Origin of the sequence: Chimaeribacter arupi (assembly GCF_002858805.1) — a bacterium.
In the GTDB taxonomy this organism is placed as follows: Bacteria; Pseudomonadota; Gammaproteobacteria; order Enterobacterales; family Enterobacteriaceae; genus Chimaeribacter; species Chimaeribacter arupi.
In genome coordinates this window covers 1-14,894 of the sequence record NZ_PJZI01000028.1, presented here as the reverse complement: position 1 = coordinate 14,894, position 14,894 = coordinate 1, and the positions used below count along the sequence as shown (strand labels likewise).

The window sequence follows — 14,894 nt, the reverse complement described above, 5'->3', positions numbered from 1 at the left end:
AATCAGCCTCCCAGCTTGCTCTTATCACGGACTGCGCCTTTGTCGGCGCTGGTGGCGAGCGTCGCATAGGCCCGCAAGGCATAAGAGACCTGGCGTACACGCGCTTTCGGCGTCCAGGCGGCGTCACCGCGGGCCGTTTCCGACTCACGCCGCGCCGCCAGTTCGCTGTCTGCCACATCCAGGGCGATGCTGCGGCCAGGGATGTCGATGTCGATGATGTCGCCGTCCTGCACCAGGGCGATCAGGCCGCCGCTCGCCGCTTCCGGCGACACGTGGCCGATAGAGAGGCCGGAGGTGCCGCCGGAGAAGCGGCCATCGGTGATCAGCGCACAGCTTTTGCCCAGGCCCATCGATTTCAGGTACGTGGTCGGGTAGAGCATCTCCTGCATCCCCGGCCCGCCTTTCGGCCCTTCGTAACGGATCACCACCACGTCACCGGCCACCACTTTGCCGCCGAGGATCGCTTCTACTGCATCATCCTGGCTTTCGTAGACTTTGGCCGGGCCGCGGAAGGTCAGGCTCTCTTTCTCTACCCCGGCGGTTTTCACGATGCAGCCATCTTCCGCGATGTTGCCGTACAGCACCGCCAGCCCGCCATCCTGGCTGAACGCGTGCTCGCGGGTGCGGATGCAGCCCTCTTTACGGTCGGTGTCCAGCGTCGGCCAGCGGCAATCCTGCGAGAATGCCTGGGTGGTGCGGATGCCGGCCGGGCCGGCGGCGAACATCTTTTTCACCTCGGCGTTGTCGGTCACCATCACGTCATACTCGGCCAGCGTCTGCGGCAGGGTCTGCATCAGGACGTTATTCACTTCGCGGTTCAGCAGCCCGGCACGGTCCAGCTCGCCGAGGATGCCGATCACGCCGCCGGCGCGGTGCACATCTTCCATATGGTATTTCGGCGTACTCGGCGCGACTTTGCAGAGGTGCGGCACTTTGCGCGACAGGCGATCGATGTCGGTCATGGTGAAATCGACTTCGCCTTCCTGCGCGGCGGCCAGCAGGTGCAGCACGGTGTTGGTGGAGCCGCCCATCGCGATGTCCAGCGTCATGGCGTTTTCAAACGCGGCTTTGTTGGCGATGCTGCGCGGCAACACGCTCTCATCATCGTGCTCGTAATACCGTTTCGCCAGGCCGACGATGCGCTCACCGGCTTTCAGAAACAGTTCTTTGCGGTCAGCGTGGGTGGCCAGCAGCGAACCGTTGCCCGGCTGTGACAGACCCAGCGCTTCGGTCAGGCAGTTCATGGAGTTGGCGGTGAACATGCCGGAACAGGAGCCGCAGGTCGGGCAGGCTGAGCGCTCGATCTGCGCGCTCTCTTCGTCGGAGACTTTCGGGTTGGCGCCCTGAATCATCGCGTCGATCAAATCCAGCTTGATGATTTTGTCGGAGAGCTTGGTTTTCCCGGCTTCCATCGGGCCGCCGGAAACAAAGATCACCGGAATATTCAGCCGCAGGGCGGCCATCAGCATCCCTGGGGTAATTTTGTCGCAGTTGGAGATACAGACCATCGCGTCCGCACAGTGTGCGTTGACCATGTACTCCACGGAGTCCGCGATCAGTTCACGCGAAGGCAGTGAGTAGAGCATACCGCCGTGGCCCATGGCGATGCCGTCATCCACGGCAATGGTGTTGAACTCTTTGGCCACACCGCCGGAGGCTTCGATCTGTTCTGCCACCAGCTTACCCAGATCGCGCAGGTGGACGTGGCCCGGCACAAACTGCGTGAAAGAGTTGACCACCGCGATAATCGGCTTACCGAAATCGTCGTCGGTCATCCCGGTTGCGCGCCACAGCGCGCGGGCACCGGCCATGTTACGGCCGTGGGTGGTGGTAGCGGAACGGTACTTAGGCATGCTCATTACTCCAGTTATTCTGATACGCAGGCGGGGAACGGCCGCCTGCTGTTTTTTTTAGTCGGCGTTACTGCGGGTTGACCGGATCGAGCCAGCCATATTTATCTTCGGTTTCACCGGTGAACAGGCCAAAGAAGGCTTGCTGGATGCGCTTGGTGACCGGGCCGCATTTGCCGATGCCAACCTGAATGCCGTCCACGCTGCGCACCGGGGTGATTTCCGCTGCGGTACCGGACATAAACACTTCGTCTGCCAGATACAGGGATTCACGCGACAGCACCTGTTCGCGCACTTCGATGCCCAGATCTTTCGCCAGCTTGATGATGGCGTCACGGGTGATGCCCGGCAGGGCGGACGAGGTGAACGGCGGGGTGAACAGGATGCCGTCTTTGACTTCAAACAGGTTTTCGCCTGCGCCTTCAGAAACATAGCCGTGCACGTCCAGCGCGATCCCTTCCTGGTAACCGTGGCGGCGCGCTTCGCTGCCCACCAGCAGGGAGGAGAGGTAGTTACCGCCCGCTTTCGCGCCGGTCGGGATGGTGTTGGCGGCTACGCGGTTCCAGGAAGAAACCATGGCATCGATGCCCTGGTCCAGCGCCTCTTCACCCAGATACGCGCCCCACGGGAAGGCCGCGATGATCACATCGGTCTGGTAATTATCCGGCGGGTTAACCCCCATGCCGACATCGCCCACAAACACCAGCGGGCGGATGTAGGCGCTGGTCAGGTTGTTTTTACGCAGGGTCGCGCGGCAGGCTTCCATCAGCTCATCCACGCTCTGGGAAACCGGCAGGCGGTAAATTTTGGCGGAGTCACGCAGGCGCTGCATATGTTCGCGGTGGCGGAAAATCGCCGGGCCGTTATGGGTCTGGTAGCAACGCACGCCTTCAAAGACAGACGTACCGTAATGCAGGGCATGGGACATCACGTGTACTTTGGCCTCTGCCCACGGAACCATCTCGCCATTGAACCAAATATAATCCGCTTTCTTAGTCATGCTTCTTTTCCCTCTGACGCTTCAGGCGCGTATTTGTTGTGATGTGTGTTGTTGGATTTCGACGCAGGCGACGTCCATTAGTTTGCGTAACTGACTAGACAGTAGATCCACCGGCCGCTGGCTGGCAACGGTCAATTCGATATTAATGTTGTCGCTGTTGCCGGTCTGGCCCATGTTCATCGCGCAGACCTGAAAACCACGGTGGCGCACCACGCGCAGGACACGTTCTAACATCTCGGGGCGGAAGCGGGCCTGAATGGATACCTGATGTTGCATCATGACATTTTCTCCAACATAGATTCGTTACCGGCGCCCGGCGGCACCAGCGGCCAGACGTTCTCGTTTTCGTCGATGGAAACCTGGAGCAGATACGGCCCTTCGCTGCGGTACAGGGCGTCCAGGGCGGCATCCACTTCTTCTTTACGGCTGATACGCTGGCCGGGGATGCCGAAGGCGGCGGCCAGCATCAGGAAGTCGGGGTTATCGGACAGGTTGGTTTCACTGAAGCGGCTCTCAAAGAACAGCTCCTGCCACTGCCGCACCATGCCCAACCGCTGGTTGTCGATCAGCACAATTTTCAGCGGCAGTTGCTTGCGCTTGATGGTGCCCAGCTCCTGTACGTTCATCATGAACGAGCCGTCACCAGACACGCAGATGACCGTGGCGTCCGGGCGGGCGACCTGCGCGCCGACGGCGGCCGGGACGCCAAAGCCCATGGTGCCCAGCCCGCTGGAGGTGATGAAATTCTCCGGGCGCCGGAACGTCATGTGCTGGGCGGCCCACATCTGGTGCTGGCCGACGTCCGTGGTGACGACGGTGTCTGCGGGTTTGCGGTCAGAAAGCTGTTTCAGGAACAGCGGCGCGTAAATGGCGTCGCCGGGGTGATCGTAACGCCAGCCATTGGCCGCTTTCAGCGCCATGACCTCCTGACGCCAGCCGTCAATCTCCAGCGGCTGTTGCAGGGCAGGCAGCAAGGTATTCAGGTCGCCTTGTAATGCCACATGCGCCTGGCGCAGTTTGTTCATTTCCGCCGGGTCGATGTCCATGTGGATGACCTTGGCGTGCGGGGCGAACGAGTTCAGTTTGCCGGTGACGCGGTCATCAAAGCGCGCGCCGACGGCGATCAGCAGGTCACACGCCTGTACTGCCAGGTTGGCGGCTTTGGTGCCGTGCATCCCGAGCATCCCGAGATAGCACGGGTGGTCCGCATCCGGCGCGCCCAGCCCTTTCAGGGTCACGACCGCCGGGATGCCGGTTTCCGCGATAAAGGCGCGTAAGGCCGGTACCGCCTGCGCCATACCGACACCGCCGCCGACGTACAGCATCGGCTGGCGCGCCTGCGCCAGCATCTCACGTGCCTGCGCCAGTTCGGCTGCCGGGTGAACCTGCTGCTCTTCGACCGGCATCAGGTGCGGCGTCAGATCACCGACGGCCAGCTGGATATCTTTAGGGATATCAATCAGTACCGGGCCGGGGCGGCCGCCCGCGGCGATAGCGAAGGCTTCAGCGATGATGCCCGGCAGCGCGTCCAGTGATTCCACCAGGAAACTGTGTTTGGTGCAGGCCAGCGACAGGCCCAGCACGTCGATTTCCTGGAAGGCATCGGTGCCGATCAGCGCGGACCCAACCTGGCCGGTGATGGCGACCACCGGGATGGAGTCGAGCAGCGCATCGGCCAGGCCGGTGATCAGGTTAGTTGCGCCGGGGCCGGAAGTGGCAATGCACACCCCGACTTTGCCGGTGGCGCGGGCATAGCCGATTGCTGCCATCGCAGCGCCTTGCTCATGGCGACACAGCAGGTGTTCTACACCGCCGTCATACAATGCATCGTACACCGGCATGATGGCTCCGCCGGGGTAGCCGAATACCGTGTCCACTTCCTGTGCGCGCAACGCTTGTACAACCCACTGTGCACCATTCATAGTTATTCCCCCGCCTTACTGCGGGAAGCGCAGAATTTTATGCTGTTGTTCATCTTCTGTCCTCGCTTCACTTTTCACCGGCCATAAAAAAACCCCCGGACCTGACGGTGCGGGGGTTCTCTTCAGTTTCAGACTTGTTTTCTAAGCCTTTCTTCGTCCAAGTGCAGCCCCGCACGGTGGGATAATAATCACCACCACGCTAATCACGACTAGGCTAACTACCTGGAACAGGGCTTTCATATACGGGTCTGACACTCTTCATCTGTCGAATTAATGTCTACAGAGTTATCACAGGCGCTTAAACGATGACAATACTTTTTTTGCGTGACTATTCACCAGCCCGCCGGAAGCGTCTAAATAATTAGTTTGAAAATCAATGGCTCATCCCTGAATGGGTAGCCACACTTTTTCCAGATGAATTTTTTGCAACATCACGGTTCAGGGCCTGCCCACGGGTATCACGCCCCAATGCGACCAGCACCGCAATCACGATGGCGACCGTCCCGGCGACGATAGCCATCGCCAGCCCATAATTGCCGCCGTGGCTTTCAGCGATGTACGCCTGCAAGGTGGCATTGACCGAGGCGATCAGGTTACCCAGCTGATAAACGAAGCCCGGCAGCACCGCTCTGGTATTCGGCGGCACCAGCTCCGTCAGGTAACTCGGCACCACACCCCACGCGCCCTGCACCATGAATTGCATCAGGAACGCGCCCATCCCCAGCATCCAGCTGCCGCCGGAAAAGGCCCACAAGGGAATGACCGGCAAAGCCAGCAACGCGGCGATGATAATGGCTTTTTTACGGCCGATTTTTTCTGATAACACGCCAAAAAATACCCCGCCCATAATGGACGCGATGTTGTAGGCAACGGCGATGATACTGACCAATTGCGGGGTGAAACCGTGCTGAACTTTCAGGAAAGCCGGGTAGAGATCCTGCGTGCCGTGGCTGAAGAAATTGAAGGCGGCCATCAGCAGCACCAGATAAGCGCACAAACGCCAGTGCGTTTTGAGCACCGGCAGCAGCGCCGTGCTCTCATGACGCGCCCTGGCGGCAAGCCAGACCGGCGACTCCTGCACGCAAAAGTAGATAAAAGGCAGCAAAAGCAGGGGAACGGCACCGATAATGAACATACCTCGCCAGCCGACGGCCTCAAAACAGAGGCCGTAAATCACTGCCGCCAGCAGGTAACCGAACGGGTAACCGGCCTGAAAAATACCGGACATCAGCCCGCGTGAGCGATCAGGGATGGTTTCCATCGCCAGTGACGAGGCCACACCCCAGATACCGCCCATCGCAACGCCATACAGTACCCGCAGTACCAGAAAAAAGGCCAGAGAGGGGGACGCCGCGGAGCAGAGTTCAAACGCAGAAAAGAACAGGATATTGACCATCAGCACCGGCTTACGGCCAAAACGCTCCGCTGCCCGTCCAAACAACAGCGCGCCTATCGGCCGGACTGCCAGTGTCAGCAGGATCGCCAACGTTACCTGTTTAATATCAACCTGGAACGCCTGCGCGATATCGCTGAGCAGAAACACCAGCACAAAAAAATCAAACGCATCCAGCGTCCAGCTCAGGAAGCTGGCGATAGCAACATTACGTTGCTGGGGTGACCATCCAAACATGAGATATCCCTTTTATAGCGTACCGCGTGAGGAGCGCTGCCCCGGATCAGGGCGCGCCTGAGATGTTATTTTTTACCGCCATATGTTTTCTAATTGTTAAATACACGCCCGGCGTCCGGCTGCCAAGATAATTAGGAGGCTAATTTGTTTCAGCGCGCGAGGATCTGTTAGCGAGTATTGCCCATTGGAATGCGGCTCTCAGGAAAACCGGGTAACCGGCTGATGTACGAGTTTTTTCCGGCAGACGGGTTCCAGGATACGAGGTTGCTGCTATCCATGACACGAAGGCGGCGCGATGATGCGCTTTTTGCAAGGAGGCATTATGGCTCTGGCCGTTGTCGCGACCCGCGCGACCCTGGGCGTACAGGCACCTGACGTCACCGTTGAAGTACATATCAGCAACGGGTTGCCTGCCCTGACGTTGGTCGGCCTGCCGGAAACCACAGTAAAAGAAGCGCGTGATCGGGTGCGCAGTGCCCTGATCAACAGCGGTTTTGCTTTTCCGGCGAAGCGCATCACGGTGAATCTGGCCCCGGCTGATCTGCCCAAAGAGGGCGGCCGTTACGATCTGCCGATTGCGCTGGCCATTCTGGTCGCTTCAGGGCAGTTAGCGGCAGATACGCTGTCCCGCTATGAGTTTCTGGGTGAACTGGCGCTCTCAGGGGATTTGCGTGGTGTGAATGGGGCCATTCCGGCGGCGCTGGAAGCGGTGAAAGCCGGGCGGCAATTAATTCTGCCTGCAGATAACGCCGCTGAAATGACACTGATCGCACCGGGGCAGGCGCTGATCGCCAGGGATCTGTTACAGGTGTGCCACTTTCTGGCGGGTGACACCACGTTACCGGCTGTGGCACCGTTGCCGCCCCAGGAGGCAGAGAGCGATACCCCCGACCTGAATGACATTATTGGTCAGGAGCAGGCGAAACGGGCGCTGGAGATCGCCGCCGCCGGTGGCCATAACCTGCTGTTGCTGGGGCCGCCCGGCACCGGGAAAAGTATGCTGGCCTGTCGCCTGAATGGGCTGTTGCCGCCGCTGACCGATCAGGAGGCGCTGGAGAGCAGTGCGGTCGCCAGCCTGGTGGAAGTGGGCGGCAATGCGCGGGCGTGGCGCACGCGCCCTTTTCGCGCCCCTCACCATAGTTCGTCAATGGCGGCACTGGTGGGCGGTGGTTCCCTGCCGCGGCCGGGCGAAATTTCGCTGGCCCATAACGGCGTGCTGTTTCTGGATGAGTTGCCGGAATTTGAACGCCGGGTGCTGGATGCCCTGCGTGAGCCGCTGGAATCCGGCGAGATTGCCGTTTCACGGACACGGGCGAAGGTCTGCTTCCCGGCCCGCGTACAACTGATTGCCGCCATGAACCCCAGCCCGACCGGCAACTATCAGGGCCTGCACCACCGCACGTCTTCCCAGCAGGTGCTGCGTTACCTCGGCCGCCTTTCCGGCCCCTTTCTCGACCGGTTTGACTTGTCGATTGAAGTGCCGTTGCTGCCGCCGGGCACCCTGAGCCGCACGCGTCCGCCGGGGGAGACGAGCCGGGACGTCCGCCTGCGGGTGATGGCTGCGCGCGAAGTGCAACTGACGCGGGCGGGCAAAATCAATGCACAGCTCAACAGCCATGAAATTGATCGCTTTTGCGCGCTGTCATCAGAGGACGCACAATTTCTGGAAAACGTGTTAACCAAACTGGGGTTATCAGTGCGCGCCTGGCACCGTATTTTGAAAGTGGCAAGAACCATTGCCGATCTGGCAGGTGCACCTGCCCTTCAGCGTTCACATCTCGCGGAAGCGCTCAGCTATCGCTGTATGGATCGACTACTCTTAACACTGCATCAGCAGAGTGAATAGCGGGCAAATAAAAACGGGGCGCAGGCCCCGTTGAGTATTAATCGTCGCTTTCGGTGTAGTCTTCGACGGTATCCATTTGCGGCTTGCCGCCCGACAGAGTATGGAAGCGTTTCGGGCGGCGGATACGGGTTACGTATTTAGTCCAGACCTTCTCAGCCTCCGTCGCCGGCTCGCGCTCGCCGCGACAGACCGCCAGAAACTGCACTTCTTCATCAGTCACCGGGTCGCGTTTTCCCAAATCCAGCTCGTTGAACGCGAAGCCGTGGCGCTCTAGCAATTGCGCCTCTTTAATGGTGAAATCGCCGTGGCGGGAGAACCCGCGCGGATAGTGTTTGTTATCAAAAAAACGATTTGTCGTGGTGAAGCTTTCCGCCATCTGACACGCTCCTAATTCATTCATGGCCGTGCTGTTTATGGCGCGGAGTATTAGTTAGGCTTGACATTGTGTAAAACAAAACATTTAAATCTATACGACAAAAAATTTTGGAGATGGGTGTGGACACGGAATTACTGAAAACCTTTCTGGAGGTCAGTAGAACTCGCCATTTTGGTCGCGCGGCGGAATCACTGTATTTGACACAATCTGCGGTAAGTTTTCGTATCCGTCAGCTTGAAAACCAGCTGGGTGCCAATCTGTTCACCCGTCATCGTAATAACATCCGTTTGACGCCGGCCGGTGAGCGGCTGCTTCCCTATGCGGAAAGCCTGATGAGTACCTGGCAGCAGGCCAAGAAAGAGGTGGTGCGCTCCCTGCAACATGCGGAGCTGTCCATTGGTGCGACGGCCTCACTATGGGAAGCGTTTCTCACGCCCTGGCTGCAAACCCTCTATCAGACGCACAGCGCGCTACAGCTGGAGGCCAGGGTGGCGTTACGCCATTCTCTGGTTAAACAGCTGCATGAACGGGAATTGGATCTGCTGATCACCACAGAACAGCCGAAAATGGATGAGCTGGCGAGCCAGCTGATGGGTAATTTTTCGTTACGTCTTTTTACCGGCTTGCAGAACGGCCCGCCCTCCCGCAGAAATTACATCCGGCTGGAATGGGGCGCAGATTTTACCCAGCATGAGAGCCGGATCATTTCAAACGATCAGGAACCGATGTTAACCACCACCTCTGCCCATCTGACCCGCCAACTGGTTGAAACCACGGGGGGATGTGCTTTCCTGCCCAGCCACTGGGCACGCCTCTACCCGAAACTGGAGGTGAACGACGATATCCCTACCCTCGTCCGCCCCCTGTATGCGGTGTGGCTGCAAAACAGCGATCAGCAGGCGCTGATCCGGCTGTTGCTGAAAACGCCGGTACAGACCGAAGTCTAAGACGCTGCCGCGTCAGGACGGGGATGACGCAGCCTGGCCCGCCGGGCAATCCAGAAGACGTTCATGCCTTTTTGCATGCCGATAAAGACAAACAGCAGAATCCCGATCACGATTTTGGTCCACCAGGAACTGAGGGTGCCGTCAAAGGTGATGTACGTCTGAATCAGGCCCTGAATCATCACGCCGAACAGGCTGCCCAGCACGGTGCCCACGCCCCCGCTCAGTAACGTACCGCCAATCACTACCGCGGCTATCGCATCCAGCTCTACACCGCTGGCCGCCAGCGCGTAGCCTGCCGACGTATAGAGCGAAAACACAATGCCGGACAATACCGCCAGTGTGCTGGAGAGCATGTAGATATAGATGGTGGTTTTGCGTACCGGCACGCCCATCAGGCCCGCAGAATGCGCATTGCCGCCGATGGCGTACACGTTATTGCCGAAACGGGTGCGGTGCGCCAGCACGATACCGATCCCCACGACGATTAACATCACCAGCGCCAGTAACGTAAAACGGCCGCCGCCCGGCATTTTCCAGGCATAGCTGGCAAGCGTGGTATAGACCGGGTGATCAATGGGAATGGATTCCTCAGAGACGATGAAACTCATGCCGCGGATAAAGAACATCCCGGCCAGCGTAATGATAAAGGCCGGCAGTTTCAGCGTGTCGATAATCCATCCCATCACCCCGCCAAACAGCGCGCCCATCACCAGCACGATGCCAAACGCGGCAAAGGGGTTAATCCCCATATCGCCAATCAGTTTAGCCAACAGCACACCGGTAAAGGCAATCACTGAGCCGACCGACAGATCAATACCGCCGGACAGGATAACAAACGTCATGCCGACCGCGACGATGCCCAGAAATGCGTTGTCGGTCAGCAGATCCCCCATGACGCGGGTTGAGGCAAAACCAGGGAACTGGGTCAGGCAGTAGGCATACCCCAGGATAAACACCACGATGGTGATTAATAGCGGAAGATTACGTTTCAGCATCAGGGTTTTCTCCGTAACAGGCCACGCAGGGAGACGCGCGGCGACTGCACCACCAGAACGGCCAGCACCACTACCGCTTTCAGCACCAGGTTAAACTCCGGTTTAAAACCGGAAAGCAGAATGCCGGTGTTCATACCCTGAATGATCAGGGCGCCAATCACGGAGAGCAGCAGGTTAAAGCGCCCGCCAAGCAGCGAGCCGCCGCCAATGACCACGGCCAGAATCGCATCCAGCTCCAGCCATAACCCGGCATTATTGGCGTCCGCCCCGCGGATATCCGCCGTGACGATAACCCCCGCCACTGCGGCACAGATCCCACAAATCACATACACCGCAACCAACACCAGCCGGGTATTGACCCCCGCGTTGTATGCAGAACGCAGGTTAATCCCCACGGATTCAATAAACAGCCCGAGTGCCGTTTTGCGGGTCAACAGCCATACGGCCAATAACATGACGGCGGCGATGATAATCGGCATCGGCAGGTAGAAAAGCGCACCGCTGCCCAGATGGGAGAAGGTGCCGCCATCAAAGGTGACGATCTGCCCTTGTGTGATCAGCTGGGCAATGCCGCGCCCGGCGACCATCAGCATCAGGGTGGCGACGATGGGCTGAATCTGTAAAACCGCCACCAGAAAACCATTCCATAACCCACACAGCGCCCCCACCGCCAACGCGGCCGGCAGCACCACAGCCAGCGGCTGCCCGGCACTGGTCAGGGTTGCGGCGGTGGCCCCGGCTATCGCCATCACGGCACCGACTGAAAGATCGATGCCGCCGGTGGCAATCACCAGAGTCATTCCCAACGCCAGCAAGGCCACCGGCGCACCACGGTTAAAAATGTCGACCAGGCTGCCGAACAGGCGGCCATCCTGAATGTGAACAGAGAAAAAATGCGGGGCGACCAGGCTGTCTATCAGCAAAATAATCGCCAGCGCGCCAAACTGCGTAGCGCCTTTAGGGATAACCCAGCGAATTTTGCGGGGAGTGCCTGTCATTGGTACGCTCCTGTGGTTCATGGCGGGCTCCTATTGCACGGCAATGGCTTTCATAATGGCCGGAACACTGATCTCATCATGCTCAATGGTGGTGATATGTCGCCGATCGCGCAGCACCACCACCCGATCCGCATACCCAGCCAGCTCCTCAAGTTCAGATGAAATCACCAGCAGCGCCAGCCCATCAGCACACAGCTTTTCAATCAGCCGGATAATCTCCGCATGAGCACCGACGTCAATCCCGCGGGTGGGTTCATCCAGAATCAGGAATTTGGGCCGGGTCGCCAGCCAACGGGAAAGCAGGACTTTTTGCTGGTTGCCGCCGGAAAGGTATTGGATCTCCTGTTCCGGCCCGGGGGTGCGGATGCCGAGCAGTTTGATGAAGTCGGCCGCAATCTGCTGTTGTTCTTTAAACGGGATCGGACGTAGCCAGCCCCGCTGTGCCTGTAGAGCCAGAATGATATTTTCACGCACCGTCGCCGCCCCTACGATGCCGTCTGTTTTACGATCTTCCGGGCAATAACCAAAGCCGAGCCTGGCCGCTTTACGTGGGGTATTCACCTTCACCGCCCGCCCCTGCACTTTCGCCCGGCCGGAGTCATATTTCCGGATGCCAAAAATCAGTTGTGCCGTTTCCGTGCGGCCGGAACCCAGTAACCCTGCCAGCCCGACAATCTCGCCAGGCCGCACCGTAAGATCAAAATTCTCTACCACGCCCCGGCGGCCGTAGCCGGTAAACTCTACCCACGGTGCCCCCTGTGCCGGCGCATGGTCAGCCCTTTTCAGTAACGCCTCATCAAAGCTATGGCCCAGCATCATCTGCACCAGTTCCAGCCGGGGCAACGCCGCCGTGGCACGGGTGCCGACCAGCGCGCCATTACGCAATACCGTGATGCGATCGCTGATGCGGTATACCTGATCGAGGAAATGGGTAACGAAGATCATCGCGACACCGCGATCCCGCAGTTGCGCCAGGATCTCCAGTAACATGCTGACCTCTTTGGCATCCAGGCTGGCGGTCGGCTCATCCAGAATCAGCACTTTCGCCGACAGATCAACCGCGCGGGCAATGGCCACAATCTGTTGTATTGCAATCGAATAGACAGACAACGGCTGGCTGACGTCCAGATGCAGCCCATAGCTTTCCAACAATGTCTCTGCCTGGCGTTCCATACGTGCCTGATTGACCATGCCAAAGCGGGTAGGCTCCCGGCCGATAAACAAATTGGCTGCCACGGAGATATTCGGCAGTAAATTGACTTCCTGATAAACCGTGCCAATACCGAGCGCTTGCGCCTGAGCAGTACTGACAGGATCAATGAATTGGCCCTCGAGCCGGATGGTTCCTTCTGCGCGGCGATAAACGCCGGTTAACGCTTTGATGAGCGTCGATTTACCGGCGCCGTTTTCGCCCAGCAGCGCCACAATCTCGCCGCGGTCTAACGTAAAATCAACCTGCTGCAATGCTTTCACGCCTGGGAATTCAACGGATAAGCCGCGAATCTCAAGCAAAGGTTCAGTGTGCGGATTTTCCATCGCTTACCTCTGTGCGCCCTGGTGTCAGTGCAACCTATGGTGAAAAAAGCCGGTACCGCAGGCGGTACCGGCTCAGCACTCAGTAACCCATATTTTTCTTTTGGTCATACTCTTCTTGCGCCGTATCCGGCAGCATCAGCGTTGACGCCGTCTGGATAAATTTTGGCGGTTGGGTGCCGTTTTTCTTCATTGCCAGCAGCGCATCAAATGCCGGGCCGGCCATATTTGGCGTCAGCTCTACCGAGGCATTGGCCTCGCCATTCAGCATGGCTTTGTAGATGTCAGGCACGCCATCAATAGAGACAATTTTGATTTGTGAACCCGGCTTCAGGCCGGCTTCTTTAATGGCCTGTATTGCGCCAATGGCCATGTCATCGTTATGCGCGTAGACCGCACAGATGTTTTTGCCGTTTTGCTCGGCCTTGATAAAGCTTTCCATGACTTCTTTGCCCTTACTGCGGGTAAAGTCGCCGGACTGAGAGCGGATAATTTTGATCCCTGGCGCAGAGGCAATGCCTTCAGCAAACCCTTTCTTACGGTTAATGGCGACACTGGCCCCCACGGTTCCCTGTAATTCCACAACATTACACGGCTTACCGGCGGCTTCCTTAACCAACCACTGACCCGCTACTTCACCTTCGTGCACGCTGTCTGAGGCGATAGCCGCGGTATAAAGCGAAGGGTCACTCACCTCAATGGTACGGTCGAGCAGGAAGACCGGAATATTGGCTTCTTTGGCTTCAGTTAATACCGGCGCCCAGCCGGTGGCGACCACAGGGGCAATGAAAATGGCATCAACACCCTGTGCAATGAATGAACGAATGGCTTTGATTTGGTTCTCTTGTTTCTGCTGCGCATCGGCAATTTTCAGGGTAATGCCACGCTTCTCTGCCTCCAGCTTCGAGACTTTTGTCTCAGCGGAGCGCCATCCTGATTCTGATCCTATCTGGGAAAAACCTACAACCAATGGGGCAGCCTGCGCTGCGCCACAGAGCGTGGATGCAACAGCAGCTGCTATCAGTAATCGCCTGTACATAATTCTTCTCCTCGCGGGTAGTCTTTGGCTACGCTGTTATTGTGATGTGTGGGGGGTACAGCAGACTTTCATCGCTCAGTGAGGGCCTGACATTCTGGCTTCAGGCAATATGAGTGGGCTTAGCCCTGCCCGTTTCAACTGGCACACTGACTCAGGATGATGCTTAGTTGTAGTACATAGGAAAAAATGAATAATGAGCCTGATCACATCCCTATAGAACAATCAATTCGTACATGTTTTCAGCGAAAACAGGCTAAAAAGGGAACGATTCCGCTCAGGAAATAATGAAGGCTTGAGCTGGTAGACGGAGTAAAAAGGGAAAACGAGAAGAAAAGGAGACTAAGACAAAAGGAGAGAGAAAAGGAAGGAGAAGGAGAAGGAGAAAATATGCGGTTGCCGATCGACAGGCGAAAAAAAACCCTTCGTATACACGAAGGGTTTTTATCTGGCAGGGGCGGAGAGACTCGAACTCCCAACACCCGGTTTTGGAGACCGGTGCTCTACCAATTGAACTACGCCCCTAAATAGGGTGGCGGTGCGGACGGGACTCGAACCCGCGACCCCCGGCGTGACAGGCCGGTATTCTAACCGACTGAACTACCGCACCACCGATTCTTTTACGTTAACAGAGAGGTCATTCTGTTAACCGGTGTCACTTGCCTGCCTTTCAGCAGGGCTTTAATTTGATGCCTGGCAGTTCCCTACTCTCGCATGGGGAGACCCCACACTACCATCGGCGCTACGGCGTTTCACTTCTG

Annotated in this window: 13 protein-coding genes and 2 tRNA genes; 2 read left to right on the top strand and 13 right to left on the bottom strand. The window is 58.0% G+C overall.

Annotated features, from left to right (window positions below; translation table 11 throughout):
• Positions 1 to 2: 2 nt before the first annotated feature.
• The 6 genes from ilvD to CYR52_RS15770 form a co-directional block, all read right to left on the bottom strand.
• Positions 3 to 1,853, bottom strand: coding sequence for a dihydroxy-acid dehydratase (gene ilvD / locus CYR52_RS15795; RefSeq protein WP_101828918.1), 1,851 nt, complete (start codon positions 1,851 to 1,853; stop codon positions 3 to 5).
• A 67-nt stretch (positions 1,854 to 1,920) separates the two neighbouring features.
• On the bottom strand, positions 1,921 to 2,850 hold the full coding sequence (locus tag CYR52_RS15790) for a branched-chain amino acid transaminase (protein ID WP_072931248.1): 930 nt from the start codon (positions 2,848 to 2,850) through the stop codon (positions 1,921 to 1,923).
• A 21-nt stretch (positions 2,851 to 2,871) separates the two neighbouring features.
• On the bottom strand, positions 2,872 to 3,129 hold the full coding sequence (gene ilvM / locus CYR52_RS15785) for an acetolactate synthase 2 small subunit (RefSeq protein WP_072931246.1): 258 nt from the start codon (positions 3,127 to 3,129) through the stop codon (positions 2,872 to 2,874).
• Positions 3,126 to 4,772, bottom strand: a complete 1,647-nt coding sequence (gene ilvG, locus CYR52_RS15780) for an acetolactate synthase 2 catalytic subunit (RefSeq protein WP_101828917.1) — start codon at positions 4,770 to 4,772, stop codon at positions 3,126 to 3,128. Before ilvG ends, ilvM begins: the two co-directional genes overlap by 4 nt.
• 141 nt (positions 4,773 to 4,913) lie before the next feature.
• Positions 4,914 to 5,012, bottom strand: a complete 99-nt coding sequence (gene ilvL, locus CYR52_RS15775; protein WP_072931242.1) for an ilv operon leader peptide — start codon at positions 5,010 to 5,012, stop codon at positions 4,914 to 4,916.
• Positions 5,013 to 5,145: 133 nt separating this feature from the next.
• A complete protein-coding gene (locus tag CYR52_RS15770) occupies positions 5,146 to 6,402 on the bottom strand; it encodes an MFS transporter (protein ID WP_072931240.1) in 1,257 nt (418 codons plus the stop codon).
• A 322-nt stretch (positions 6,403 to 6,724) separates the two neighbouring features.
• Here CYR52_RS15770 and CYR52_RS15765 point away from each other — a divergent pair, with 322 nt between their 5' ends.
• Positions 6,725 to 8,248, top strand: a complete 1,524-nt coding sequence (locus CYR52_RS15765) for a YifB family Mg chelatase-like AAA ATPase (RefSeq protein WP_101828916.1) — start codon at positions 6,725 to 6,727, stop codon at positions 8,246 to 8,248.
• Between the two features lie 37 nt (positions 8,249 to 8,285).
• Here the strand turns inward: CYR52_RS15765 and CYR52_RS15760 are convergent, their stop codons facing one another.
• Positions 8,286 to 8,624: a MaoP family protein gene (locus CYR52_RS15760; RefSeq protein ID WP_072931236.1), complete on the bottom strand. Its 339-nt coding sequence runs from the start codon at positions 8,622 to 8,624 to the stop codon at positions 8,286 to 8,288.
• A 119-nt stretch (positions 8,625 to 8,743) separates the two neighbouring features.
• Between CYR52_RS15760 and hdfR the strand changes: the two genes are divergently transcribed.
• Positions 8,744 to 9,571 carry an HTH-type transcriptional regulator HdfR gene (gene hdfR / locus CYR52_RS15755; RefSeq protein ID WP_072931444.1) on the top strand — a complete coding sequence of 276 codons (828 nt, stop codon included), beginning with the start codon at positions 8,744 to 8,746 and terminating at the stop codon, positions 9,569 to 9,571.
• Here hdfR and yjfF read toward each other — a convergent pair.
• The 6 genes from yjfF to CYR52_RS15725 form a co-directional block, all read right to left on the bottom strand.
• Positions 9,568 to 10,566: a galactofuranose ABC transporter, permease protein YjfF gene (gene yjfF, locus CYR52_RS15750; protein ID WP_072931234.1), complete on the bottom strand. Its 999-nt coding sequence runs from the start codon at positions 10,564 to 10,566 to the stop codon at positions 9,568 to 9,570. The two genes, hdfR and yjfF, sit on opposite strands and share 4 nt — an antisense overlap.
• Positions 10,566 to 11,585 carry a galactofuranose ABC transporter, ATP-binding protein YtfT gene (gene ytfT / locus CYR52_RS15745; RefSeq protein WP_101828915.1) on the bottom strand — a complete coding sequence of 340 codons (1,020 nt, stop codon included), beginning with the start codon at positions 11,583 to 11,585 and terminating at the stop codon, positions 10,566 to 10,568. Before ytfT ends, yjfF begins: the two co-directional genes overlap by 1 nt.
• 9 nt (positions 11,586 to 11,594) lie before the next feature.
• Positions 11,595 to 13,100 (bottom strand): galactofuranose ABC transporter, ATP-binding protein YtfR, encoded by a 1,506-nt coding sequence (ytfR, locus tag CYR52_RS15740; RefSeq protein WP_072931230.1) that lies wholly within the window; start codon positions 13,098 to 13,100, stop codon positions 11,595 to 11,597.
• Positions 13,101 to 13,179: 79 nt separating this feature from the next.
• Positions 13,180 to 14,136, bottom strand: coding sequence for a galactofuranose ABC transporter, galactofuranose-binding protein YtfQ (ytfQ, locus tag CYR52_RS15735; protein WP_072931218.1), 957 nt, complete (start codon positions 14,134 to 14,136; stop codon positions 13,180 to 13,182).
• 446 nt (positions 14,137 to 14,582) lie between these two features.
• A tRNA-Trp gene (locus tag CYR52_RS15730) sits at positions 14,583 to 14,658 on the bottom strand.
• Positions 14,659 to 14,666: 8 nt separating this feature from the next.
• A tRNA-Asp gene (locus tag CYR52_RS15725) sits at positions 14,667 to 14,743 on the bottom strand.
• Positions 14,744 to 14,894 lie beyond the last annotated feature (151 nt).

Bases quoted from the DNA above. Each gene is read 5' to 3' on its own strand.
- ilvM (WP_072931246.1), bottom strand. From the start codon at position 3,129: ATGATGCAACATCAGGTATCCATTCAGGCCCGCTTCCGCCCCGAGATG.
- ilvG (WP_101828917.1), bottom strand. From the start codon at position 4,772: ATGAATGGTGCACAGTGGGTTGTACAAGCGTTGCGCGCACAGGAAGTG.
- CYR52_RS15790 (WP_072931248.1), bottom strand. From the start codon at position 2,850: ATGACTAAGAAAGCGGATTATATTTGGTTCAATGGCGAGATGGTTCCG.
- ytfQ (WP_072931218.1), bottom strand. From the start codon at position 14,136: ATGTACAGGCGATTACTGATAGCAGCTGCTGTTGCATCCACGCTCTGT.
- yjfF (WP_072931234.1), bottom strand. From the start codon at position 10,566: ATGCTGAAACGTAATCTTCCGCTATTAATCACCATCGTGGTGTTTATC.
- CYR52_RS15760 (WP_072931236.1), bottom strand. From the start codon at position 8,624: ATGGCGGAAAGCTTCACCACGACAAATCGTTTTTTTGATAACAAACAC.
- CYR52_RS15770 (WP_072931240.1), bottom strand. From the start codon at position 6,402: ATGTTTGGATGGTCACCCCAGCAACGTAATGTTGCTATCGCCAGCTTC.
- ytfT (WP_101828915.1), bottom strand. From the start codon at position 11,585: ATGAACCACAGGAGCGTACCAATGACAGGCACTCCCCGCAAAATTCGC.
- ytfR (WP_072931230.1), bottom strand. From the start codon at position 13,100: ATGGAAAATCCGCACACTGAACCTTTGCTTGAGATTCGCGGCTTATCC.
- ilvL (WP_072931242.1), bottom strand. From the start codon at position 5,012: ATGAAAGCCCTGTTCCAGGTAGTTAGCCTAGTCGTGATTAGCGTGGTG.
- CYR52_RS15765 (WP_101828916.1), top strand. From the start codon at position 6,725: ATGGCTCTGGCCGTTGTCGCGACCCGCGCGACCCTGGGCGTACAGGCA.
- ilvD (WP_101828918.1), bottom strand. From the start codon at position 1,853: ATGCCTAAGTACCGTTCCGCTACCACCACCCACGGCCGTAACATGGCC.